The 22164-nt window shown below is 57.9% G+C and carries 23 protein-coding genes and 1 tRNA gene; 9 read left to right on the plus strand and 15 right to left on the minus strand.

Annotation, left to right across the window (positions count from 1 at the left end):
* The first annotated feature begins 7 nt into the window (after positions 1-7).
* Positions 8-1300: a DUF445 domain-containing protein gene (locus EH31_RS12000; protein WP_081853385.1), complete on the plus strand. Its 1293-nt coding sequence runs from the start codon at positions 8-10 to the stop codon at positions 1298-1300.
* Between the two features lie 19 nt (positions 1301-1319).
* Here EH31_RS12000 and EH31_RS12005 read toward each other — a convergent pair whose 3' ends face one another.
* The 3 genes from EH31_RS12005 to EH31_RS12015 form a co-directional block, all read right to left on the minus strand.
* Positions 1320-1481 carry a hypothetical protein gene (locus tag EH31_RS12005; RefSeq protein ID WP_206742031.1) on the minus strand — a complete coding sequence of 54 codons (162 nt, stop codon included), beginning with the start codon at positions 1479-1481 and terminating at the stop codon, positions 1320-1322.
* Positions 1482-1593: 112 nt separating this feature from the next.
* Entirely contained in the window at positions 1594-2523 is a 930-nt protein-coding gene (locus tag EH31_RS12010) for an electron transfer flavoprotein subunit alpha/FixB family protein (RefSeq protein WP_034960650.1), read from the minus strand.
* A gap of 33 nt (positions 2524-2556) precedes the next feature.
* Positions 2557-3303 (minus strand): electron transfer flavoprotein subunit beta/FixA family protein, encoded by a 747-nt coding sequence (locus EH31_RS12015; RefSeq protein WP_034960651.1) that lies wholly within the window; start codon positions 3301-3303, stop codon positions 2557-2559.
* 201 nt (positions 3304-3504) lie between these two features.
* Here EH31_RS12015 and EH31_RS12020 point away from each other — a divergent pair, with 201 nt between their 5' ends.
* Positions 3505-4041 (plus strand): DUF6265 family protein, encoded by a 537-nt coding sequence (locus EH31_RS12020; RefSeq protein WP_034960652.1) that lies wholly within the window; start codon positions 3505-3507, stop codon positions 4039-4041.
* A gap of 364 nt (positions 4042-4405) precedes the next feature.
* On the opposite strand, the gene sucC is transcribed toward EH31_RS12020, so the two are convergent.
* Positions 4406-5620 (minus strand): ADP-forming succinate--CoA ligase subunit beta, encoded by a 1215-nt coding sequence (gene sucC / locus EH31_RS12030; RefSeq protein ID WP_034960655.1) that lies wholly within the window; start codon positions 5618-5620, stop codon positions 4406-4408.
* 142 nt (positions 5621-5762) lie between these two features.
* Here sucC and EH31_RS12035 point away from each other — a divergent pair, with 142 nt between their 5' ends.
* On the plus strand, positions 5763-6548 hold the full coding sequence (locus tag EH31_RS12035) for a 3'(2'),5'-bisphosphate nucleotidase CysQ (RefSeq protein ID WP_034960656.1): 786 nt from the start codon (positions 5763-5765) through the stop codon (positions 6546-6548).
* Between the two features lie 45 nt (positions 6549-6593).
* Here EH31_RS12035 and EH31_RS12040 read toward each other — a convergent pair whose 3' ends face one another.
* Positions 6594-7289: a YiaD family glycine zipper/OmpA-like lipoprotein gene (locus EH31_RS12040; protein ID WP_034960657.1), complete on the minus strand. Its 696-nt coding sequence runs from the start codon at positions 7287-7289 to the stop codon at positions 6594-6596.
* A 216-nt stretch (positions 7290-7505) separates the two neighbouring features.
* Between EH31_RS12040 and EH31_RS12045 the strand changes: the two genes are divergently transcribed.
* A complete protein-coding gene (locus EH31_RS12045; RefSeq protein WP_034960658.1) occupies positions 7506-8810 on the plus strand; it encodes a hemolysin family protein in 1305 nt (434 codons plus the stop codon).
* Between the two features lie 114 nt (positions 8811-8924).
* Here the strand turns inward: EH31_RS12045 and EH31_RS12050 are convergent, their stop codons facing one another.
* The 9 genes from EH31_RS12050 to EH31_RS17730 form a co-directional block, all read right to left on the minus strand.
* Positions 8925-9335: a DUF3035 domain-containing protein gene (locus EH31_RS12050; protein WP_034960659.1), complete on the minus strand. Its 411-nt coding sequence runs from the start codon at positions 9333-9335 to the stop codon at positions 8925-8927.
* Entirely contained in the window at positions 9335-9865 is a 531-nt protein-coding gene (lspA, locus tag EH31_RS12055; RefSeq protein ID WP_034960660.1) for a signal peptidase II, read from the minus strand. The genes EH31_RS12050 and lspA overlap by 1 nt, the downstream gene beginning before the upstream one ends.
* Entirely contained in the window at positions 9862-12831 is a 2970-nt protein-coding gene (gene ileS / locus EH31_RS12060; RefSeq protein WP_034960662.1) for an isoleucine--tRNA ligase, read from the minus strand. The genes lspA and ileS overlap by 4 nt, the downstream gene beginning before the upstream one ends.
* Complete coding sequence (locus tag EH31_RS12065) at positions 12828-13763, minus strand: bifunctional riboflavin kinase/FAD synthetase (protein WP_034960663.1); 936 nt, start codon at positions 13761-13763, stop codon at positions 12828-12830. The genes ileS and EH31_RS12065 overlap by 4 nt, the downstream gene beginning before the upstream one ends.
* Positions 13763-14272: a dihydrofolate reductase gene (locus EH31_RS12070; protein WP_034960664.1), complete on the minus strand. Its 510-nt coding sequence runs from the start codon at positions 14270-14272 to the stop codon at positions 13763-13765. The genes EH31_RS12065 and EH31_RS12070 overlap by 1 nt, the downstream gene beginning before the upstream one ends.
* 6 nt (positions 14273-14278) lie before the next feature.
* Positions 14279-15349, minus strand: a complete 1071-nt coding sequence (locus tag EH31_RS12075) for a 5-(carboxyamino)imidazole ribonucleotide synthase (protein WP_034960665.1) — start codon at positions 15347-15349, stop codon at positions 14279-14281.
* Between the two features lie 90 nt (positions 15350-15439).
* On the minus strand, positions 15440-15919 hold the full coding sequence (gene purE, locus EH31_RS12080; protein ID WP_034960666.1) for a 5-(carboxyamino)imidazole ribonucleotide mutase: 480 nt from the start codon (positions 15917-15919) through the stop codon (positions 15440-15442).
* Positions 15919-16605, minus strand: a complete 687-nt coding sequence (gene gpmA, locus EH31_RS12085; RefSeq protein ID WP_034960667.1) for a 2,3-diphosphoglycerate-dependent phosphoglycerate mutase — start codon at positions 16603-16605, stop codon at positions 15919-15921. Before gpmA ends, purE begins: the two co-directional genes overlap by 1 nt.
* A gap of 44 nt (positions 16606-16649) precedes the next feature.
* Positions 16650-16808 (minus strand): hypothetical protein, encoded by a 159-nt coding sequence (locus EH31_RS17730; protein ID WP_169738772.1) that lies wholly within the window; start codon positions 16806-16808, stop codon positions 16650-16652.
* 118 nt (positions 16809-16926) lie between these two features.
* On the opposite strand from EH31_RS17730, the gene EH31_RS12090 reads away from it, so the two are divergent.
* The 4 genes from EH31_RS12090 to EH31_RS12105 all read left to right on the plus strand — a co-directional run bounded on the left by EH31_RS12090 (position 16927) and on the right by EH31_RS12105 (position 20775).
* Positions 16927-17001, plus strand: a tRNA-Thr gene (locus EH31_RS12090).
* Positions 17002-17207: 206 nt separating this feature from the next.
* Positions 17208-18347 carry an acyl-CoA dehydrogenase family protein gene (locus EH31_RS12095; protein ID WP_241765915.1) on the plus strand — a complete coding sequence of 380 codons (1140 nt, stop codon included), beginning with the start codon at positions 17208-17210 and terminating at the stop codon, positions 18345-18347.
* 86 nt (positions 18348-18433) lie between these two features.
* The gene (locus EH31_RS12100; RefSeq protein ID WP_241765916.1) at positions 18434-19237 is read left to right on the plus strand and encodes a PH domain-containing protein; all 804 of its coding nucleotides are present in this window, start codon (positions 18434-18436) and stop codon (positions 19235-19237) included.
* Positions 19234-20775 (plus strand): PH domain-containing protein, encoded by a 1542-nt coding sequence (locus EH31_RS12105; RefSeq protein WP_034960668.1) that lies wholly within the window; start codon positions 19234-19236, stop codon positions 20773-20775. Before EH31_RS12100 ends, EH31_RS12105 begins: the two co-directional genes overlap by 4 nt.
* On the opposite strand, the gene EH31_RS12110 is transcribed toward EH31_RS12105, so the two are convergent.
* Positions 20772-21089, minus strand: a complete 318-nt coding sequence (locus tag EH31_RS12110) for a GNAT family N-acetyltransferase (protein WP_199797036.1) — start codon at positions 21087-21089, stop codon at positions 20772-20774. The two genes, EH31_RS12105 and EH31_RS12110, sit on opposite strands and share 4 nt — an antisense overlap.
* 51 nt (positions 21090-21140) lie before the next feature.
* Here EH31_RS12110 and EH31_RS12115 point away from each other — a divergent pair, with 51 nt between their 5' ends.
* Entirely contained in the window at positions 21141-22160 is a 1020-nt protein-coding gene (locus EH31_RS12115) for a threonine aldolase family protein (protein WP_034960669.1), read from the plus strand.
* Positions 22161-22164 lie beyond the last annotated feature (4 nt).

Genomic DNA, 22164 nt, shown 5'->3' on the forward strand with positions numbered 1-22164 from the left:
CTCTTGAATGGCTGAAACGCGAAACTCCATCCCTCTGAAGTTCGGCGGAGAACCGCTCACCCCCGACCGTGCCCGGCGTATGCGCTGGACGGCGACAGGCCTATTGCTTGCGATGGGCGTATTGTTCTTCACAACCCATGGGCTGGTGCCGGCACACCCTGCATGGGGCTACGTCAACGCCTTTGCCGAAGCGGCCATGGTTGGCGGTCTTGCCGATTGGTTTGCGGTGACGGCTCTTTTCCGCCACCCGCTCGGGCTCCCGATCCCGCACACGGCGATCATCCCGTCCAATAAAGACCGTATCGCCGATACGATGGCGCAATTCCTTCAGGAAAACTTCCTGACGCCTGCCGTCGTCGCAAGGCGCATGTCGGGCATGAATGTGGCGCGGGCCATTGGCGACTTTTTGGTGGTCAGCCCGGATGATCAGGGGGCGGACAATCGCTCACGCATTACCGGCGGCGCAGCAGAATTGCTTGCCGAAGTGCTGGAATCGCTTGATCCGGACCGGCTCGGCAATCAGGTTCGCGCGGGGCTTGGCAGGCAGCTTGGCAAAATCGATGTGTCGCCCCTTGCGGGCCGTATGCTTGAAAACACGATGGCTGATCAACGCCATTTGCCTCTCATCAACGGATTTGTCCGCTGGGCTGGGCTCACCCTTGAAGACAATGAAGAGACCGTGCGCTCTATCATCCACGAGAGGGTGAACGGGGTCTTGCGCTGGGCGGGGCTTGATAAGACGATTTCGTCTAACGTGCTGGATGGTCTCTATAAATTGCTTGCCGAAGTGCTGGTTGATCCAGAGCATCCCATTCGCGGCAAGATTGAAGAAGGGCTCAAAAAGCTCGCCTTTGATCTGCAAAACGATCCCGAAACACGCGCGCGGGTGGAGGATATGAAGAGCGATCTTCTTGAGAACCCGGCCGTTGCTGAATGGTGGATGGGCGTGTGGGAGCGTATTCGCCAATCGCTGATCCGCCGCGCGCGCGACCCCAATAGCGAATTGGGTAACGATATGCGGGTCGGCCTGTCGGATCTTGGCGAGGCGCTTAAACAGGACCCACGCCTTCAGACCCAGATCAACCGTTTCGCGCGCCGTACAGCGGTTGGCATCGCGACCCGTTATGGCAGCGAAATCGTGACGCTTGTGTCAGAGACGGTGAAACGCTGGGATGCCACCACCATTACAGGCCGCATTGAGAGCGCGGTGGGCCGCGACCTTCAGTTTATCCGTGTGAACGGCACCATTGTCGGCGGCCTTGTGGGCATGACGCTGCACTTTATTGTGAGCTTTCTCTAACGCGCGAGGCCGGTGGCGCTTATCTGCTGCGATAGCTCACGTTCGTGGTCCAGAGCCCGAAGCGCGGCTCCCCCTCAGTGCCAATTTCAACCACGACGAACTCGCCCTGTTTGGCATCCTCAGGGACAGGCGCAAGAACCGTTCGTTCGCGCGCTTCGGCGAGCTGGGCAATGACTGCCAAGCCAATGGCCAAAGACCCTGCAAGAATTACGCGGCACCTGAACATAGAAAACCTCCGCCGCGCAAATTAGCGTGGCGGAGGTCTTTGAAAGTTTGGACTTGTGGACGTTCGTTTAAAGCGCTCCGGTCATTTCCGGAACTGCATTAAACAGGTCGGCAACAAGGCCGATGTCTGCGACTTGGAAGATCGGTGCGTCTTCGTCTTTGTTGATCGCGATGATGACTTTGGAGTCTTTCATGCCTGCCAAGTGTTGGATCGCACCGGAGATACCGATTGCGATGTACACTTCTGGTGCGACGATCTTACCGGTCTGGCCGACTTGATAGTCGTTGGGAACATAGCCTGCGTCAACCGCTGCACGCGATGCGCCGATGGCTGCGCCCAGCTTGTCAGCGAGCGGGTTGATGATGCTCTCGAAGGTCTCACCGTCTTTAAGAGCGCGGCCACCTGAAACGATGACCTTGGCGCTGGTGAGCTCAGGGCGCTCGCTCTTGGCGACTTCGCGGCTGACGAAGCTGGAGATGCCCGCATCGCCTGCACCGCTTGCATCTTCGACAGAAGCCGAACCGCCTTCGGTCGCTGCCTTTTCAAAGGCCGTACCGCGAACTGTGATGACGAGTTTTGCATCCGAGCTTTCGACGGTTGCAATCGCGTTGCCAGCATAGATCGGGCGGGTGAAGGTCTTGGGCCCTTCAACCGAAAGAATGTCCGAGATTTGCATCACGTCGAGCATGGCAGCAACGCGAGGCGCGATGTTCTTACCCGACGTTGTTGCAGGCGCGAGCAGAGCGTCATAGTCAGCCATAATGCCAGCCACGAGTGGCGCGACGTTTTCGGCGAGGCCTTCGCCGTAAGCTGCATCGTCCGCTTTCAAAACTTTTGAAACGCCAGCGATTTTTGCTGCCGCGTCAGCCGCGCCGCCGCAGTTTGAGCCTGCGACAAGAGCGGTAACTTCGCCCAATTTCGCAGCCGCTGTGACCACTGCGAGCGTTGCATCATTGACCGATGCGTTGTCGTGTTCGACCAGAACCAGAGTGTTCATGAGTGTCTGTCCTTTTCCTTTGTGCTGGGCCGCTTAAGCGATCCCCAGCTCCTTGATCTTGGCCACGAGAGCGGCAACGTCCTCAACCTTTTCACCAGCCTGGCGAACGGGTGGTTCGGCCACATTGGTGGTGGTGAGACGGGGCGTAATGTCCACGCCAAAGTCAGCCGGTGTCTTCGCATCCAAAGGCTTCTTCTTTGCCTTCATAATGTTGGGAAGCGACGCATAACGCGGCTCGTTCAAGCGAAGGTCGGTTGTGACGATCGCGGGCATGGTGAGCTTGACCGTTTCAAGGCCGCCGTCGACTTCGCGCTTGACGATAACCGCATCGCCGTCGACTTCGACGGTGTTGGCAAAGGTGCCTTGGGGGCGGTTCATCAGAGCGGCCAGCATTTGGCCGGTTTGGTTTGAATCGTCTGAAATCGATTGCTTGCCAAGGAGCACAAGGCCGGGCTGCTCTTCGTCAGCAATTGCTTTTAGGATTTTGGCAACGGCAAGAGGCTCAACCTCTTCGTCCGTTTCCACGAGGATTGCGCGGTCTGCGCCCATCGCAAGGGCTGTACGCAGCGTTTCTTGCGCCTTTGCAGGACCTACAGAAACCGCGATGATTTCTTCTGCCTTGCCCGCTTCCTTGATTCGGATCGCTTCTTCGACAGCGATTTCATCGAACGGGTTCATGCTCATCTTGACGTTTGCAAGATCAACGCCTGTGCCATCGGCTTTAACCCGTGGCTTGACGTTGTAATCGATCACCCGTTTGACGGGGACGAGGATTTTCATGGCGGTTCCTTTCCCAATGACGCGCGCCTCGGACAAGGCCGGACGCGCGTGAAACTGTGTGGCAGCGCCCTAGCTTGCGTTTACGTAAACGTCAAGTCTGACTTGCCATGACCAAAGCTGCGCGCAGCAGCCCCGATCACTTACCGCCTTGCCAAGTTCGCGTGCCCTCGTCCATCATCTTTCGTGCAAGGGAGGTTTGTTATGTTTCAATTGATCCGGCGTCTCGCATCGGGTGTGTGGGCGGCGGTTTGCCTGTGCCTTTTGCCAAGCTCGCTAAGCGCTCAAGAGACGCGCTTGGCTGAACAAGGTGCTGAGCCTCCCGCAGCAAGTCTTGCCGATATGGATTGGCTAGTGGGGCAATGGGTGGGTGACGGTATTGGCGGAGCGCCTGCGATGGAGAGCTGGCTCCCGCCAACTGGCACCGTCATGGTCGGAACCTTCGTTCAGCAGACTGGCGATGGCGGCATCATGTTTACCGAGCACCTCTATCTAATGGAAGAAGAAGGGACGCTGGTCCTGCGGCTTAAGCACTTCAACGCCGATCTGACCGGATGGGAGGAGAAGGATGACATACTCAACTTCCGCCTTGTGGCGATGGAGGCATGCGCGGCCTATTTCAATGCGCTGACTTTGCGGTGTAGAGACGCTGATAAACCGGGAGAGGGCCTTGTCGCGGCAGTTCGGATGCAATCGGGAGCGGAGCTACTCTTCAATTTCAAGGCAATGCTAAGGAATTAGCCGCAGCCCGAGAAGCTTCGCTCTAATGAACTTACCTTGTGGGGCTCAGCAAAGGTGACGCCAAAATCACGCAAGCGTGCGTCTAAACGCCTCTGTGAGATTCCCTGCTCGACATCGTTGGACCGCAAATCAATTATAAAATAGCTCGCGCCATCCTTGGAGCCCCATGCAATGGTTTCCTTGCATATGATCGCGGTAACCCTTGGCCCCACGAGCATATCGCTGTTTTCGTCGGTTAGTGCCCAGGTCGAGCCATGCAGCTGGATCAGCTTGACATCATCTGAGACGGTAACACTATTGCTCCAACACCCAGCCGGGAGGACGGCGCAAGGAAGAACCAAGAGCGCCGCCCAACCTTTTGACATTAAGCCGCCTTTTTCACCTCAGCGACGATCTTCCTGGCTGCATCGCCAAGATCATCAGCAGGCACAATGGCAAGGCCAGAATTGGCAAGGATTTCCTTGCCCGCCTCAACATTGGTGCCCTCAAGACGCACGACCAGCGGAACCTGAAGGTTCACGTCTTTGGCAGCTTGAACAACGCCATTGGCGATGATGTCGCATTTCATGATGCCGCCAAATATGTTGACGAGAATACCTTCGACCGCAGGGTCTTTGAGAATGATCTTGAACGCCGCAGTCACCTTCTCGGTGGTCGCGCCGCCGCCTACGTCGAGGAAGTTTGCCGGGAATGCGCCGTTCAGCTTGATGATGTCCATCGTCGCCATCGCAAGGCCAGCGCCGTTCACCATGCAGCCGATGTTTCCATCAAGCTTGATGTAGGCAAGGTCATATTCCGACGCTTCGACCTCTGCAGGATCTTCCTCTGTCTCATCGCGCATCGCCTCGATCGCAGGGTGGCGATAAAGGGCGTTGGAATCAAAGCTCATCTTGGTGTCGAGCACCAGCAGCGAGGCGTTCCCGTCTGCGTCTGGCTTAGTCTCAACCAGCGGGTTAATTTCCAGCATGTCGCAATCGCTTGCCGTGAACGCGTCGTAGAGTTGCTTGGCGAGCTTCTGGCACTGCTTGTTCAGGTCACCAGAAAGGCCGAGCGCAAAAGCGACCGAGCGCGCGTGGTGCGGCATAAAGCCTTGAGCAGGGTCAATTGTGATCGTTGTGATCTTCTCAGGCGTTTCATGGGCGACATCTTCGATGTCCATCCCGCCTTCGGTCGATGCCACCATGGCAACGCGGCCTGTCGCACGGTCCACCAGCATGGCGAGGTAGTATTCGCTCTCAATATCGACCCCGTCGGTGACATAGAGGCGGTTGACCTGCTTGCCCGCGTCGCCCGTCTGGATCGTCACGAGAGTGTTGCCGAGCATTTCCTTTGCGTGAGATTCGACTTCATCGAGAGAAAAAGCGAGGCGCACGCCGCCTTTTGCATCTTCGGGAAGCTCTTTGAACTTGCCCTTGCCGCGGCCGCCTGCGTGAATTTGCGCTTTCACAACATAGAGCGGTCCGGGGAGCTTCTTCGCGCCTTCAACCGCTTCTTCGACAGTGAGTGCTGCGTGACCAGCGGGAATCGCAATCCCGTGTTCCTTGAGCAGTTCCTTGGCCTGATATTCATGGACGTTCATGAGAGGATGATCCCTTTGGTGTTGATCCCGTAACAAAAGCTTCTTTGATAAAAGCTGTTTGCCGGTGCCCTAAGCACGGATTGGCCCCCTTGAAAAGTGTCCAAAGGTCGCACACGAGTGATGGGCTAAGGAAATTCGCTCCATGATCGACCAGAACCAGTTTCAAGAGATAGTCCGTGAAGCGGGACGCATGGCCTATGCGCGTTGGCCTGGTGCTGGTCATACGCTTGATTCTTGGGAAAAAACGCCCGGTGATCCGGTGAGCGAAGCCGATCTGGCTGTCGACAAATTCCTTCGCCGCGAGCTTGCCCGACTTTTGCCTGCTGCTGCGTGGCTTTCAGAAGAATCGACCGATGACCATGTGCGTGTGGGACAGGATTTGATCTGGTTGGTCGATCCGATTGATGGAACGCGCGATTTTGTTCGGGGGAGGACCGGTTGGGCGGTGTCGGTTGCGCTGGTGAGCGCGGGCAAGCCGTTGATTGGAATGCTGAGTGCGCCTGCTCGCGATGAAGAGTGGTTTTCGGTCGCTGGACGCGGAGCGACGCTTAATGGGGAAATGCTCACCGCCAGCAGTCGCAAGCAGTTTTCGGGCGCGCGCGTCCCTGTGGATCAGCTGCCATCCGCAGATTCGGATCTGGTGATTGTGGAGAAACCCAATTCGATTGCTCTCAGGATCGCAATGGTCGCCAACGATCAGGCCGATCTTGTTGCGACCCTTCGCTGGGGTTTTGAATGGGACATTGGTGCAGCAACATTGATTGCGCGTGAGGCAGGCGCCCGCGTGACTGATGCGTTTGGAAAGCCGCTCGCCTACAACAAACGCGATCCGCGTGATTTTGGCGTGTTGGTCAGCGCACCTGCCATTCACGCCGATGCAGTCGCACGCATCGCCGAGCGGGCTGAGGCGCTCAAGAAGATAAAATAAGTGCAGGTAGCGAAGGGCCGCGCCTGAACGCGGCCCTTGCCCATATTATTGCGCCCGCGCTTGTTCGACTTGCTCTTGGCTGATCGGAATAATCTTAATTTCGACCCGGCGGTTCAATGGCTCATCCACACCATCGGCAGTTTTCACCCGCAAGAAGTCATAGCTTTCACCATATCCACGGGTTGCAAAGCGGCTGCGGGCAACGCCGCGTGCCGCCAGATAATTGGCAACCGCCTCAGCGCGTTGCTCTGACAGACGTTGGTTTAGCGCATCAGACCCAGTCGTGTCGGTAAAGCCGTACACGTCGATCAAGCTGTTGGGATATTGAACCATGCTGTTCGCAATGGCGTCCAGCGAGCTGTAAAAGCCAGGATTGATATCGGCAGAACCGCGCGCAAAGGTTACGCCGTCTGGAAGACGCACGAGGATCGCATCCTGGTCGCCCACTTCCTCAACGTCGACGCCGGTCCCTTCGAGCTCTTCATCAAGCTCGCGGATTTGATCGTCGAATTGTTTGCCGATTACCGCGCCAGCAGAACCGCCGATCCCAGCGCCAATGATCCGGCCGGTATCGCCGCCGATGACGCCGCCAAGAATAGTCCCAAGAACACCGCCAGCCACAGCGCCAATTCCGGTGCGGGAAGCTTTTTGCTCGCCCGTATTCGGGTCAGTGACACATGCGCTTGTTCCCAACAAGGCAACCGCTGCTGTGCCTGAAAGCATAATCCGAGATAGTTTCATACCGTCCTCCATTTGTGACTGTGCCATTTGCCATACTCCTTGAGTAGCCATGCGCCAATCGGTGTTTCGTGAGTTTACATTGGTGCTTACACGATGGTTCGCCCATGGTTCCAATTCGATTGCAATTGCCTGAACATGAACTGCGCGCCGAAATAGAACCGGCAATAGACGAAGTGACAACTGGCAAATTGCGCGGGATGTGCTAGCGCACTGCGCGTGACACCGTTTCCCTGGACCGAACTCTTCATCATCTTTGGGCTGATTTTGCTCAATGGCGTTTTCGCCATGTCCGAGCTCGCAATCGTCTCTGCCAAGACCAGCCGCCTCAAAACCAAGGCGGAAGGGGGCTCTGCTGGTGCGCGGGTCGCTTTGCGATTGGCTGCGGAGCCTGGCAAATTTCTCTCAACCGTCCAAATCGGCATTACTCTCATTGCGATCATGACCGGTGCTTTTTCCGGAGCGAGCCTGGAAGGACCCGTTGGCGAACGGTTGGCGTTTTTGGGAGTGCCCGCCGACATGTCGGGCGAGGTGGCGTTTGTCACTGTGATTGCTCTCACCACCTATTTCAGCGTGGTCGTGGGCGAGCTGGTGCCCAAACAACTGGCCTTGCGCGCAGCGGTGCCGATGGCGGTTGTTATGGCGCGGCCAATGGCGATTTTGGCAACGATTGCAGCGCCCCTTGTGTGGCTGCTTGACCGGTCATCAGCAGGGCTCATTCGCTTGTTTGGCATCCGATCTGGCGGAGGGTCTTCGGTCACGGCAGAAGAGCTGCAAATGATCTTTGCCGATGCGACCCGTTCAGGCGTTATCGAGCATGACCAGCACCAAATCCTGACAGGTGTTGTGCGTCTCGCAGAGCGTCCGGTACGCGAACTTATGACCCCGCGCACAGAGCTTGATTGGCTAGATGCAGACGCTGACATCTCCGCAATCCGTCAGGGAATAGAGGACAGCCCGCATTCGCTTCTACCGGTGGCTGAGGGTTCGCCTGACAGCATTCTTGGCGTGGTAAAAGTGCGTGAGCTTTTGGCCGCAATGGTCGCTGGCGACCCTGTCAACGTGCGTGATATGATGCACAAGGCCGAGGTTGTGCCCGATCAATTGGACGCGATGGACGCTTTGCGCGTGCTGCAATCCGCGGAAATTGCGATGGCGCTGGTCCATGATGAATATGGGCATTTCGAAGGCGTCGTGACCCCGGTCGATCTGCTGACTGCGATTGCTGGCACATTTGTGAGTGACCAGGACGAAGGTGACACGCCCGAGGTTGTCGAATGCTCAGATGGTTCGCTACTGATTTCTGGAACGCTGTCGGCCAATGGCCTGTCTGATCGATTGGGCCTCACATATGGCGAGGACCGCGAGTTTGGGACGGCGGCAGGTTACGTGCTTTATGTGCTGAAGCGACTTCCGATGGCGGGCGACAAATTCACCGACCAGGGCTGGGAGTTTACGGTCACCGAAATGGACAACCGCCGGATCGACAAGATTTTGGTGCGCAAGCGCGAAAACGTGGAATAATCGCTCAGCCAGCGGCGAATACATCGCCTGCAAGACCGTGCGCCCGTACCCGCCCTTGATCGAAAGCGTAAAAGAACAGCGCCAAGGAGCGCACCCGGAGGGGCGAATGCGGACTTAGGAAGGTATTACCGTGCTTGCGTTTTGGCCGTCGCCTTCAGGCGCTGCGATAATATCGCGGGTAACGCGGCCCTTGGCGACGGTGTTGGTGTCTTCATCGCCAATTTGCGAACGAATGCTGGGAGCGGCTGCTCCTGCACGGTCGAGCGCACTGGTTTCAATTTCGCTGCGCGGGGCAGGTCCGCCAAAAAGTGCATCGAGCGCTTGTTGCTGAGCGGTGCCCTCTGCCTCACGCGGCGCACCGGGGGCTGGCGGTGACAGGGTAAAGTCTGGTGGGATCACGAGCGGCGCCTGACGCTGCACTGCAAATTCATCCGGGCGATCACGGTTGAAAATCCCGCTGCCCCCGCAAGCGGCGAGCATGGCGCTGCCTGACACAAGAAGAATGGCGGTTTTAACGTTACGCATCAGGAATTCTCCGCTGGGACGGCATCACCGTCCGAATTTTCGTCCTTTTCGCGCACAAACAGGCTGCGCGCAAGGATGATCACAACGCCAATGGTGATAGCCGCATCGGCGATATTGAAAATAAGAAAGGGTCGAAAGGTGCCAATATGCAGGTCGGCATAGTCGATCACATAACCGAACACATACCGGTCATAGATATTGCCAATCGCCCCGCCAAGGATGAGGGAAAGCCCCAGAATATCGCCCAAAATCTTCTCGCGCATCATCCAGACCAGCACGACCAGAGCGATAAGCGCTGTCATCCCGACCAAGAGCCACCGCATCTCCATATTGGTCGCCTGAAGCATGCCCAGTGAGATGCCGCGATTCTCGGTGTAGGTGAGATCAAAGAAGGGCAGCAGCTCAATATTGCGCACATTGCGCAAGTTAAGCGGCCCTGTGATATACCACTTCAGCAGCTGATCCATCGCAGCGATGAACACTGCAAAACCAAGGCCGATCAGGCGGTTACGAGTGAAAAGCGTGCTCATGCCGCATCCAGCTCGCTTACTGCATCATCGCAGCGCCCGCACAGATCGCCATCTTCCGAAACATCGGGAAGAAGGCGCCAGCAACGGCCGCATTTGTGGTCGGTGGATTTGGTCACGGTCACATCGTCCGTCTGCCCGCGCGTGACTGTCCCGGTGATGAACAATTCGGCCAGCTGTTCGTCGGTGACGCCTTCGGGCACAGCCGATGCAGGGACGGTGACGGTCGCCTCATTGCTGGAGCGGATCACTTTTTCGCGGCGCAGCGGCTCAATCGCTTCGTTTACACGCTCGCGAAGCGCGCGCAATTGGTCCCATTTGGCGCGGTTGGCTGGCACTTGGGGCACGCTTGGCCATTCGAGGAGGTGAACGCTGCCTTCCTGTTCGCCGTCTTGAGGGTAGCGGGTTTGCCACACTTCCTCAGCCGTAAAGACCAGAACCGGCGCAGCATAGCGCACCAGCGCGTGGAACAAGAGGTCCAGCACCGTGCGATAGGCGTTGCGAGTGGCCGAGCTTGGCCCGTCGCAATAAAGCGTGTCCTTGCGAATATCGAAGAAGAAGGCGGAGAGATCTTCGTTGCAGAAGTCCACCAACAGGCGTGTGTAGGTGTTGAAGTCGTATTCGGTCGCAGCCTTTTTGAGCTTGCCGTCCAGCTCCGAAAGAAGCGAGAGGACATAGAGTTCAAGCTCAGGAATCTCGCCTGCATCGGACATATCGCCGACAAAGCCGTTAAGCGCGCCCAGCAGATAGCGGAAGGTGTTGCGAAGACGCCGGTATTGATCGCCGACGCCTTTGAGGATTTCTTCGCCGATGCGGTGATCTTCGGTGAAATCGACGGAGAGCGCCCACAGGCGGATGATGTCCGCGCCCGTCTGCTCCATCACCTGCAAAGGCGAGACTGTGTTGCCGAGCGACTTCGACATCTTCTTGCCCTTGGCATCCATGGTGAAGCCGTGGGTGAGAACCTGATCGTAAGGCGCGCGGCCCCGCGTGGCGCAGCTTTGCAGAAGCGAGGATTGGAACCAGCCGCGGTGTTGGTCTGACCCTTCGAGATAGAGGTTGGCAGGCCATTGCAGGTCCGGCCAGCGCCCGCTTTCGAGCACGAATGCGTGGGTACAGCCCGAATCGAACCAGACATCGAGGATGTCGGTGACCATCTCGAACTCGTCCGGATTGTGGCTGTTACCAAGGAATTCAGCCTTGCGGCTTTCATCCCAGGCATCGACGCCTTCTTCGGCCACGCTCGCGACAATGCGTGCGTTGACTTCGGGGTCTTGCAGATAGGTACCGTCGGGGCGGACAAAGAGCGTAATCGGAACGCCCCATGCGCGTTGGCGTGAGAGCACCCAATCGGGGCGTCCTTCGACCATAGAGCCGAGGCGGTTTTCGCCTTTGGGCGGGATGAATTCCACCCGGTCAATCTCGGACATGGCTCGGGTTCGCAAAGTATCCCGTTCGCCCTGAGCCTGTCGAAGGGTCCCATCATCGTTCGCTGCCGCCTCGATATCCTCAAGGCTCATTTCATGCAGTGCGGAAGCCTTGGCACCAGGAACAGGCTCCAGTTCCTTGTCCATCGGCACAAACCATTGCGGCGTGCAGCGGTAGATGACCTTGGCTTTGGAGCGCCATGAGTGCGGGTAGGAGTGCTGGTAATCCGCACTCGCGCTGAGCAGCGCACCGACTTCGCGTAGGTCTGAACAGATCGGGCCTTCGGGCGCGTTGAAGGGCTTGTTGATGACCGAGCGGCGGCGTTCTTTGCCGTCCTCGTCCTTGTCATCTGCGCCCAGCCACAACCAATCGTCGCGGTAACGGCCATCGTCCATCACCGCGAAAGCGGGGTTGAGGCCGTTCGCTTTGCAAAGGTCAAAGTCGTCCTCGCCGTGGTCAGGCGACATATGGACGAGGCCGGTGCCTGAATCGGTCGTGACAAAATCACCTTCGAGGAAGGGACGCGGGGTGGCGTAGAACCCGCCGAGATGGTGCATCGGGTGGTGGGCTTTGGTTCCGGCTAAGTCGGAGCCTTTTATAAGTTTGTCGGCCTGCCAAACAAGAAGACCATTGCCATCATCAGGCATTCCCGGTTCGTCGACCAACCTCAAGTTTGTGCGAGTCAGAAACTCACCCACTAGATCGAACGCAACCAAATAACGCTTGCCATCGTTGGTTGTGAGAAGGTCATACTGGACCTCAGCCCCATAGGCCAAAGCCTGATTCACCGGGATCGTCCAAGGCGTCGTCGTCCAGATCACCGCATGAGCGCCTTCAAGCTCAGGCACGTTCGGACACTCGGTGATCTCAAACGCCACGTCGATCTGCGGGCTGTCGGTCAGGTCTTCATACTCAACCTCAGCCTCGGCCAGCGCGGTCTTCTCGACCGGCGACCACATGATCGGCTTTGACCCGCGATAGAGATTGCCGCTTTCCGCAAACTTGCAAAGCTCGGCAACAATCGTCGCCTCTGCCTGAAAATCCATGGTGAGGTAGGGATTGTCCCAATCGCCCAATATGCCAAGCCGCTTCAGCTGCTCGCGCTGGGTATCGACCCATTTTTGAGCATAGGCGCGGCATTCGGCGCGAAATTCCTTGGCCGGAACCTCGTCCTTGTTCTTCTTTTTCTTGCGATATTGCTCTTCGACCTTCCATTCGATCGGAAGGCCGTGGCAATCCCAGCCGGGCACATAGGGCGCGTCTTTGCCCATCAGGTTCTGCGTGCGGCAGACCATGTCCTTGAGGATATGGTTCAGCGCATGGCCGATATGCATATCGCCGTTTGCATAGGGAGGCCCATCATGAAGGATGAACTTCTCGCGTCCAGCGCGAGCCTCGCGGAGCTTGCGGTACAGATCAATCTCGCGCCAACGCGCCTCAATGCCCGGTTCCTTCTGCGGAAGGCCGGCTTTCATCGGGAAGGGCGTCTTCGGCAGGAAGACGGTGTCCTTATAGTCGCGCTTGGTGCTGTCGTCTGTCATTGTGGGAGCGCGCTTAATAGGCGGCGGGCCTCGGCGCAATCCTTCTCCATCTGTACCATCAAATCATCGAGGCTATCGAACTTCGCTTCACCGCGCAGGAAGTGGTGGAAAGCGACCTCGATTTCCTGACCATACAGGTCACCGGAGAAGTCAAAAAAGTACGGCTCAAGCAGCTCTTTAGGCGGCTCAAACTGCGGGCGGATGCCGATATTGGCCGCGCCTTTGAGTGTCTCGCCGGTCGAAAGGATTGTGCCCGTGACCGCATAGACCCCGTATTTGGGGCGCAAGTAAGTGTCGATCGCAAGGTTCGCGGTGGGATAGCCGAGCTTACGGCCGTTTTTGTCGCCATGTTCGACGATCCCCCGGATCGCAAAAGGCCGGGTGAGGAGTGAGGCTGCAAGCTGAGGATCGCCATTACGCAAGGCATCGCGGATGCGGCTGGAGGAGATGACCCCCTCTTCCTCCACGGCTTCAACCACGCGTGATTTGAGTCCGTGCCCCCCGCCAAAACCTTGAAGCAGCTCGACATTGCCGAGCGCTTTTTTGCCGAAGCTGAAATCGCCGCCTGTGACCACGCCGTGCGCGCCAAAGCGTTTGATCAGGATTTCGGTGATGAAGTCTTCTGCGCTTGTCCCGGAAAGCTCTGCGTCAAAGTGGAAGACCAGCATCGCTGTGGCCCCTGCCTCGAGGTAGAGTTCCTGACGCTGTTCCAGAGTGGTGAGCCGGAAGGGCGGCACGTCGGGCTTGAAAAAGCGGACAGGATGCGGGTCGAACGTGGCGATGATCGAGGGGCGGCCCTCTTCGTGCGCCCAGCGAATCGCTTCGCCGGCGACCGCTTGGTGCCCTCTATGAAAGCCGTCAAAATTGCCCAGCGCAATGATCGCACCGCGCAGCGCCTCGGTCACATCCTCGCGGTGATCAAGCCAGCGCATCAGGCCTCACCTTCAGCGCGGGAGTAGGTGACGAAGGAGAAGGCTGGCTTTTCGCCCTCGGCCTCGTGGTCTTCGCGTGTCACCTCGACCCATTCAGGCCCCAATGGCTTCATAAAGACATCGCCCTCAAAATCCGCGTGAATCTCGGTGACTTCGATGCGAGCGGCCAAGGGGCGAAATACATCATAAATTGCCGAGCCACCGACCACCGCGATTTCGCCTGTGTCATTGTCGCTGTGTGCTGCATCAAGCGCTTCGTCAACCGAGTGCACGACCTCTGCGCCCTCGCTTCCCCAATCGTCATGCCGTGTGAGCACAATGTGCCGGCGACCGGGAAGAAGGCCGGGCAAGCTTTCAAAGGTCTTGCGCCCCATCACCATCGGCTTGCCCATGGTCATCGCTTTGAAGCGCTTGAAATCTTTGGGGATGTGCCAAGGCAGGCGGTTCTCAAACCCGATCGTGCCATTGGCCGCGCGAGCGTAAATCAGGAAAATTTCGTGAGATGACATCAGGCTTCAAGCGACCTTGTTCGAGACCCGCGTTACATGGCCCATCTTGCGGCCCTCGCGCGCCTCTTTCTTGCCATAGAGGTGCAAGTGCGGCTCACCCTCTTCGGCAAGGATCTTGTGCGCGGTAAGGGCGTCTTTGCCCACGATATTGCGCATCTCAATAGCTGCAAATCGTGTCTCTGTCCCGCCCAGGGGAAGGCCGCAGACCGCTCGGATGTGGTTTTCAAACTGGCTGGTGGCAGCGCCTTCGATGGTCCAGTGGCCAGAATTGTGCACCCGCGGGGCCATTTCGTTGAAAACGGGCCCCTGATTGGTGGCAAAAAACTCCAGCGTCAAAACGCCAATATAGCCAAGCGCATCGGCGGTTTGTCGGGCAATATCGCGCGCTTTTTGGACCTGAGCTTCGATCAGATCGCCTGCAGGCAAGGCTGAACGCACCAGCATCCCGCCGTCGTGTTTGTTGTCAGTAGAATCCCAGAACCGCACTGTGCCGTTTTTTGCCCGAACGAGGATCACCGAAAACTCGGTTTCAAAATCCACGAGCCCTTCGTAAATACAAGTTCTGCCCGGAAAGCGGATGCCTTCCGCTTCATGCGCCGAGGCTATGCGCCATTGCCCTTTGCCATCATAGCCATCGCGCGCCGTTTTAAGAATGCCGGGTGTGCCCACACGGTCGACGGCTCTTCTTAAGTCGTCCTCGCTATCGACGCGCATGTAGGGGGCACACGTCGCTCCCAATTCCTCGACAAATTGCTTTTCATTAAGGCGATCTTGCGCGACTTCGAGCGCGCGTTTGCCCGGCACGACGCGCTCCGCTGGCAGGGCGTCGAGCACTGACAATGGCACATTCTCAAATTCCCAGGTGATGCGATCGCACTTGGAGGCAAACGCGGCGAGCGCAGCCTTGTCGCCCCAACCATTTTCAAAGTGATCAACGCACACATCAGCCGCGACATTATCACCCGGAGGCGCAAAGCAAATCGCGCGGTATCCCAATTGCGATGCGGCTTGGGCAAGCATACGCCCCAATTGGCCGCCGCCAAGAATGCCGATTGTCGATCCCGGTTTAAGAGCCAAAATTCCCTACCCCAATTGCCTCGGCCCTTCTGGGCAAGAGCTTATTCTTGTGCCGGTGTTCCTTATGGAATGGCCAGCGTTTCCACAAGATCAGTCGACAGGCACTTCACCGACATCGCCTGTGCGAGCCGCGCGCCAATCTTGCAGGCGCTCTGACAGGTCCTCATCGTTCAGCGCAAGGATTGCAGCCGCCATAAGCGCTGCGTTCTTCGCGCCCGCATCGCCAATCGCCAGCGTCCCCACCGGAATGCCGGCCGGCATTTGCACGATGGAAAGAAGGCTATCCATGCCTGACAATGCCTTGGACTGAACTGGTACGCCCAGAACGGGCAGATGGGTCATCGCCGCAATCATGCCGGGCAAGTGGGCAGCGCCCCCGGCCCCTGCAATAATCACATCGAAGCCTTCGCCCTCTGCACCTTTCGCAAATGCGCTCATCCGGTCGGGGGTGCGGTGGGCAGAGACAATGCGCGCCTCATGCTCCACCTCGAGCTCGTCGAGGACTTCGCTCGCCAGCTTCATGGTTGGCCAGTCGGACTGACTGCCCATTACGATTGCGACTTTTCCCATCAGGAATCCTTCAGATAGTACCGCTCGCCGGGCACCATATTGTCGTCAAAATCATAGATGATCGGCTGGCCAGTGGGAATTTCGAGGCCGGTGATGTCCTCATCCGAGATGTTCGACAGGTGCTTGACCAGCGCGCGAAGCGAATTGCCGTGGGCGGAGATGATGACCGTCTCTCCGCTCGCGAGAACGGGGAGAATGTCGCTTTCCCAATACGGCAGCACGCGCTCAATCGTGAGCTTCAGGCTTTCGGTATTCGGTACGTCGATCCCGTCATAGCGCGGATCTGCGCCCGGATCATATTGACTGCCCGGCTCCATCGGCGGGGGCGGCGTATCAAAGCTGCGGCGCCAGATGTGAACCTGCTCGTCCCCATGCTTCTCGCGCGTTTCCTGTTTGTTGAGGCCGGTGAGTCCGCCATAGTGGCGCTCATTCAAGCGCCAGTCTTTGGTCACTGGAAGCCACAAACGGCCTGCCTCTTCCAAAGCGAGGTTCAGCGTTTTGATCGCGCGGGTTTGCAATGAGGTAAAGCAGGCCGTTGGCAAAACGCCCTTTTCCTTCATCAGCCTGCCTGCCGCCTTGGCTTCGGCGACGCCTTTCTCTGTGAGATCAACATCCCACCAACCGGTGAACCGGTTTTCAAGGTTCCATTGGCTTTGGCCATGGCGAACGAGAATGAGTTTTGGCATTTTTGCTCCGGGTGTCGTTGGCCCAAAAAACTGAAGCCCCGGCGTTAGCTATCCGCTTGGCGATTGGGAAGGTCTTCTACCTGCGAATCGCGTGTTTCCTCGCGGATTTCGCGTCCTTGTGCCTTTCTACGGCGCAGGTTTTCGCGCAATTTTGCCGCCAATCGCTCCTCACGGGACGATTTGTCAGATTTGTCTTCACTCATCTCTAACGCTCTGCCCGTAGTGACGCTTTTGCTCAAGAGGGAAGCAGAGGCGTCGCAGAATCCCTGCAAAGCCATCTTGACATTCGCGCAGCCTACGACAATAGGCGCGCCTCGGTTGGCTGCTGTAGCTCAGTGGTAGAGCGCACCCTTGGTAAGGGTGAGGCCGAGAGTTCAATTCTCTCCAGCAGCACCACTTCTTGAAATCTGCCATCCTTGTTTTCTCCGCTTGCAAGCCCATCGGGTCTGCGGCCACTTTGGTGGGTCGACGTCCCTAGGGGCATTCGCGCCGTACCTTCGAAATTGAGGCCTTTGCAGATTGGCTCCTTGCCGATACCAAGCGCTCAATCATTCAGACCAAGAGGTGCCGCTATCAATTTCGAACTCCCTGAAGAGTACCAGATGCTCGAAGACCTTGTGCAAAGGTTCGTGCGTGATGAGTTGATGCCATTGGAAACGGGCGTGTTGGAGCGCGATGCCAAGGGGCAGGGCGGATACATCACGCCCGGCGAAAAAGCGCGTCTTGATACCGTTTCCAAAGACATGGGCCTTTGGGCTCTGGATGCCCCCGAAGATGTGGGCGGTATGGGCTTGCCGCATGTGGCTCTTGTGGGTGTCAATATCGCCATGGGCAGCACGGTTGCGAAATACAATCTGCCGCCTGATAGCCCGAACCTTAAGATGCTTGCTGGCTATTGCGATGAACGACAGCGCGCCGAATATCTGGTGCCCCATATCGAGCAAGGCACGTTGTCGGCGATCGGGATTTCGGAACCGGGCGCGGGCGCTGATCCATCGGGTATGAGCACAAAGGCTGTGCTCAAAGGCGACAAGTGGATCATCAATGGCCGCAAGATCTGGATCACCTCTGCCAAAGAGGCTGATTTCACCATTCTTCTGGCGCGCACCGATCCAGAGGCCAAGGGGTCTTCCGGCATGTCGTGCTTCCTCGTCGATCGCGATGCGCCCGGATTCAATGTGGTGAAGCAAGTGCCCATGCTGGGCGGCGAATACACTTATGAAATCGCTCTGGAAGATTGCGAGGTCGAAGATTGGAAGCTGCTCGGATCGGAAGGCGATGGCTTTGCGCCGATGCAATTGCGCCTTGGCACACGCCGGATGCAGATGGCAGCATGGTGCATTGGCGCTGCTGAACGCGCGCTTTCCATAATGACCGAGCACGCGCCGCAGCGTGTGACTTTTGGGCAGCCTTTGTCATCACGCCAAGCGGTGCAATGGTGGGTGGCCGATGCGAAGATGAAAATCCACGCCGCGCGCCTAATGGCATATGATTGCGCCTGGAAATTGGACGAGGGGCGCGATGTGCGCTCTGAAATTTCCATGATCAAAGTCTATTGCAGCGAAATGGCTCAGGAAGTCATCGACAACGCCATGCAATGCCTTGGCGGGATGGGTGTGACCAAGGAAATGCCGCTCCATATTCTGGCGGGGCGTGTCCGCAATATGCGCATTTATGATGGACCATCGGAGGTCCACCGCATGGTGATTGCGCGCAACTCCATGGATGTGCCGCGGCGGTAAATCGGGCCACAGCGTGGCAAATGGGCAAGTTTATGCTTGCACGGGCGAGCTCCTATTCGCACAAGTCTTCGCATGGGTGACGTTGTATGAGTGACAGGGATCAACAGGACCAATCGGGCGAGAATGACAAGGGGGATACAAAGCCCTCTTCAAGCTCTGGTCCATCGCGCCAATTGTTTGGGCATAGGACCGGTGCAAAGCCTTGGGAGCCGGGGCAGCGTTCGGGCGCGTCGGCGGCATCATCTGATCGACCTGCACAGGCCGCCTCAGCGCCCTATCCGCGCGATGCCCAATATGCGCCCCGTCCACAAGCAGACTTGCAGGCAGCCGCCCCAGCTATGGGTGCGAACCGCCAAGCTTCAGCAGCAAGCCAAGAGCCCGCTCCCTCAATCTTCAGTGAAGTCGATGATGAGGCAGAGCTTACCAAGCTCCACCCCAATTATAAGCTGCTGATGCGCATAGGCGCTGTTATTTTGGGATTTGTGATCCTCGTCGTGGGGTTGGCTGTTGACGGCGCTTTGCAGGCTGAGGAAGTGCCCATGCCCATCCCGTTTGGGGTGATCACAGGGCTTGCGACGCTGCTTGCGCTCTTCATAATCATTCGTATTCCCCTCGCCCGGTACAATGCGCGCGGCTATCAAATCAGCCGCGACCGCTTGCGCGTGGTACGCGGCATTATGTGGCGCTCTGACACGATTGTACCCTTCGGACGCATTCAGCACATCGATGTCGATCAAGGGCCGATAGAGCGGGCGCTTGGGCTTGCTACCTTGACGCTTCACACCGCGGGAAGCCACAATGCTTCGGTCAGCCTGCCGGGTCTGGGTCATGATCTTGCCGTTCAGATGCGCGAGGAAATCCGCGCCCATATCAAGCGCGAGAGCATGTGAGCGAGCCAGCCGACAATAGCCAGGAACCGCGCAATACCGATCCCAAGACGGTGCTCGTGGGATTGCTGGCAAGCGCGCAAAACGCTGTCCTCCCAACGATAGCCATCACCTTTGGTACGGGTGGCACCGGATTGTTGGTCGCTATCCCCGTGGGCGCGGCGATAATCGCGATTGGGACGTTTTTTGCCTATATCAGCTGGAAACGGCTGACGTACACGATCGGGCAGTCCGATATTCGCGTGGAAAGCGGTGTTTTGAGCCGGTCCGCGCGTTCTGTACCCTATGAACGCATTCAGGACGTGAGCCTTGAGCAAAAGCTGTTGCCTCGGCTGTTGGGTCTGGTTGCGGTCAAGTTTGAAACCGGCGCTGGCGGGGGCGAAGATCTGAGCCTGTCTTTTCTCACCGAGGAACGCGGCGAAGAGCTGCGCCAATTGGTGCGCGAACGCCGCGATAATCTGGACGCAAGAGTTTCCGCTGAACCCGGCGGCACGCTTTCGCCGAACGCAAACGAAGAAGAGGCCGAGCCGCTTTTCACCATGGGGCCAAAGCGGCTTTTGACCTTTGGTCTGTTTGAATTCTCGCTAGCCGTTTTCGCGGTGCTGGCCGGTCTGTTGCAATATGTGGACAGCTTCCTCGACTTTGAGGTCTGGGAATTGGATTTCTGGCGGGGGCTAATTGACAACTATGCGCCTGATCTCAGCGCGCTTGACCGCACGGCTCAAGTCATCGGGATTCTCGCAAGCGTTTCGGCGCTGCTTATCGTGGGATCGCTGACTGGCATGGTCCGCGTATTCATGCGCGAATGGGGCTTCCTTTTGGAGCGCACAGCGCGCGGGTTTCGCCGCCGCAGGGGGCTATTCACCAAGACCGATGTGGTAATGCCGATCCACCGGGTCCAAGGGATCAGGATCGGCACGCGTCTCATCCGCTATCGCTTTGGTTGGCATTCCTTGAGCTTTGTCAGCCTGGCCCAGGATATGGGCGCATCAAGCCATGTGGTCGCACCGTTTGCCAAACTTGACGAGATTGCGCCCATCGCTGAGGCGGCTGGCTTTTCTTTGCCCGGTGAAGGTACGGATTGGCGGCGGGCTTCTGAGAATTTCCTGTTTGACAGCGCGGTTCGCGATGCGCTGTTCTTTCTGGTGCCAGCGGCGGTGGCCGGGATCGCATCGAGCATCTACTCGCCTGAGTGGACCGGTGTGGTTGTGGGCGTTTTGGCGGTGCTTGCCGGCATTTCTGCAATCCTCAACGTGCTTGCCTGGCGCTATCAACGCCACGCCTTGGACGCAGCGCAAATTGTGTCAGCACGTGGGGTTCTTTCCCCGCGCAGCCAGATTGCGACCCGGCTGAAACTGCATTCGGTCGAAATTGCGCAAGGGCCGATTTCCAGATGGCGCGGCTATGCGACGGTGCATTTGGGCCAAGCAGGCGGGGTCTTTGCGATCCCCGGCGTGCCATTGGAGCGCGCGCGCGAAGTGCGGCGCAAGGTGATGGAAACAATAGCTGCAACCGACTTTTCGCAATTGGAAACCGGTTAAGCGCGCAAATCCGCCCATTCCGGGTTCTCATCGAATTTCTTCGCAACATACCAGCATTGCGGGACGACCTTGAACCCGTGTGCGCGCGCGTCGGCGATCAAAGCTTTAACCAGATGCGCTGCGACCCCGCGCCCGCCGATTTCCTTTGGCACGATGGTATGCGTCGCAACCCGGACGCCTTCGTTTTGTGGTTCCCACTCGAGGTAGCCCGTGGCGCTTTCGCCTGCGACCTCAGCGATATATTTGCCGCCCTGCCTGCTGTTCTGTCCGCCGGGCTGTTGGGTGATCGTGATCTCGTCCACTTTATCACTCATAAAGCAGCTCCTTCTTGCCAATACGGCCAAGCGCATTAGAGGCTTGGCGCTATGCCTGAACTCAAGCCCTTCCTCTCTGACAACGCAGCGCCCGTCCACCCTAAAGTGTGGAAAGCGATGCGCGCCGCTGATAGCGCGGATAATCCTTACGATGGCGATGCGCTCTCAGCGCAATTGGATGAACGGTTCAGCGATCTGTTCGGGCGCGAATGTGCTGCTCTTTGGACTGCGACTGGAACGTCTGCCAATTGTCTTGCCCTTGCCACTATGGTTCAGCCGCATGGCGGTGTTGTGTGCCATGAAGAGGCGCATATCGAAGTGGACGAAGGCGGCGCGCCGGGATTTTACCTTCACGGGGCAAAGCTGATGCTGTGCCCCGATGGATTTGGGGGTGAGAGCGCCAAGTTAACGCCTGAAGGCATTGCAGCGATGATCGACCCGATCCGAGATGATGTGCACCAGGTCCAACCCCACGCCATCGCCATCACACAGGCTAGCGAATACGGGTGTTCCTATTCACGCGAAGACCTCGCCGCGTTAAGCACATTTGCGAAGAATCGCGGCCTTGGCCTCCACATGGATGGCGCGCGCTTTGCCAATGCAGCAGCGTTCTTGGGCGGCTCAGCAGCCGATGCCGCTCACGGTGTCGATAGCCTCGCCTTCGGATTTATCAAAAACGGCGCGATGAGCGCAGAGGCCGTCGTGCTGTTCGATCCAGCACAGGCCGATATAGTCAAATATCGCCGCAAGCGCGCAGGGCATCTGCAGTGCAAGGGTCGGTATTTAGCCGCGCAAATCCTCGCGATGCTCGATGGTGACCTATGGCTTGAGAATGCGCGCCATGCCAATGCAGCGGCAGGGGCGATCGCAGGTGGCTGCGGCGGACGTTTGATGCATCCGGTAGAGGCGAATGAGCTGTTCGTGCGCCTTTCTGCAGATGAGCGCGAGGCTTTGCGGGCGCAGGGTTTTGCCTTCTATGATTGGGGCGCGGATGCGGCGCGCTTTGTAACCGCATGGGACACGCGCGAAGATCACGCAGCTGCCCTTGGCAGAGCTATCTCAGGGTTATGAGTGC

Source organism: Erythrobacter longus (assembly GCF_000715015.1).
In the GTDB taxonomy this organism is placed as follows: domain Bacteria; phylum Pseudomonadota; class Alphaproteobacteria; order Sphingomonadales; family Sphingomonadaceae; genus Erythrobacter; species Erythrobacter longus.

Excerpts from the sequence above, each read along its gene's own strand:
- sucC (WP_034960655.1), bottom strand. The coding sequence starts at position 5,620 with ATGAACGTCCATGAATATCAGGCCAAGGAACTGCTCAAGGAACACGGG.
- EH31_RS12110 (WP_199797036.1), bottom strand. The coding sequence starts at position 21,089 with ATGAGTGATAAAGTGGACGAGATCACGATCACCCAACAGCCCGGCGGA.
- lspA (WP_034960660.1), bottom strand. The coding sequence starts at position 9,865 with ATGAGCACGCTTTTCACTCGTAACCGCCTGATCGGCCTTGGTTTTGCA.
- purE (WP_034960666.1), bottom strand. The coding sequence starts at position 15,919 with ATGGGAAAAGTCGCAATCGTAATGGGCAGTCAGTCCGACTGGCCAACC.
- EH31_RS12035 (WP_034960656.1), top strand. The coding sequence starts at position 5,763 with ATGATCGACCAGAACCAGTTTCAAGAGATAGTCCGTGAAGCGGGACGC.
- EH31_RS12020 (WP_034960652.1), top strand. The coding sequence starts at position 3,505 with ATGTTTCAATTGATCCGGCGTCTCGCATCGGGTGTGTGGGCGGCGGTT.
- EH31_RS12000 (WP_081853385.1), top strand. The coding sequence starts at position 8 with ATGGCTGAAACGCGAAACTCCATCCCTCTGAAGTTCGGCGGAGAACCG.
- EH31_RS12100 (WP_241765916.1), top strand. The coding sequence starts at position 18,434 with ATGAGTGACAGGGATCAACAGGACCAATCGGGCGAGAATGACAAGGGG.
- EH31_RS12065 (WP_034960663.1), bottom strand. The coding sequence starts at position 13,763 with ATGCGCTGGCTTGATCACCGCGAGGATGTGACCGAGGCGCTGCGCGGT.
- EH31_RS12095 (WP_241765915.1), top strand. The coding sequence starts at position 17,208 with ATGCTCGAAGACCTTGTGCAAAGGTTCGTGCGTGATGAGTTGATGCCA.
- EH31_RS12070 (WP_034960664.1), bottom strand. The coding sequence starts at position 14,272 with ATGTCATCTCACGAAATTTTCCTGATTTACGCTCGCGCGGCCAATGGC.
- gpmA (WP_034960667.1), bottom strand. The coding sequence starts at position 16,605 with ATGCCAAAACTCATTCTCGTTCGCCATGGCCAAAGCCAATGGAACCTT.
- EH31_RS12115 (WP_034960669.1), top strand. The coding sequence starts at position 21,141 with ATGCCTGAACTCAAGCCCTTCCTCTCTGACAACGCAGCGCCCGTCCAC.
- EH31_RS12010 (WP_034960650.1), bottom strand. The coding sequence starts at position 2,523 with ATGAACACTCTGGTTCTGGTCGAACACGACAACGCATCGGTCAATGAT.
- EH31_RS12015 (WP_034960651.1), bottom strand. The coding sequence starts at position 3,303 with ATGAAAATCCTCGTCCCCGTCAAACGGGTGATCGATTACAACGTCAAG.
- EH31_RS17730 (WP_169738772.1), bottom strand. The coding sequence starts at position 16,808 with ATGAGTGAAGACAAATCTGACAAATCGTCCCGTGAGGAGCGATTGGCG.
- EH31_RS12050 (WP_034960659.1), bottom strand. The coding sequence starts at position 9,335 with ATGCGTAACGTTAAAACCGCCATTCTTCTTGTGTCAGGCAGCGCCATG.
- ileS (WP_034960662.1), bottom strand. The coding sequence starts at position 12,831 with ATGACAGACGACAGCACCAAGCGCGACTATAAGGACACCGTCTTCCTG.
- EH31_RS12040 (WP_034960657.1), bottom strand. The coding sequence starts at position 7,289 with ATGAAACTATCTCGGATTATGCTTTCAGGCACAGCAGCGGTTGCCTTG.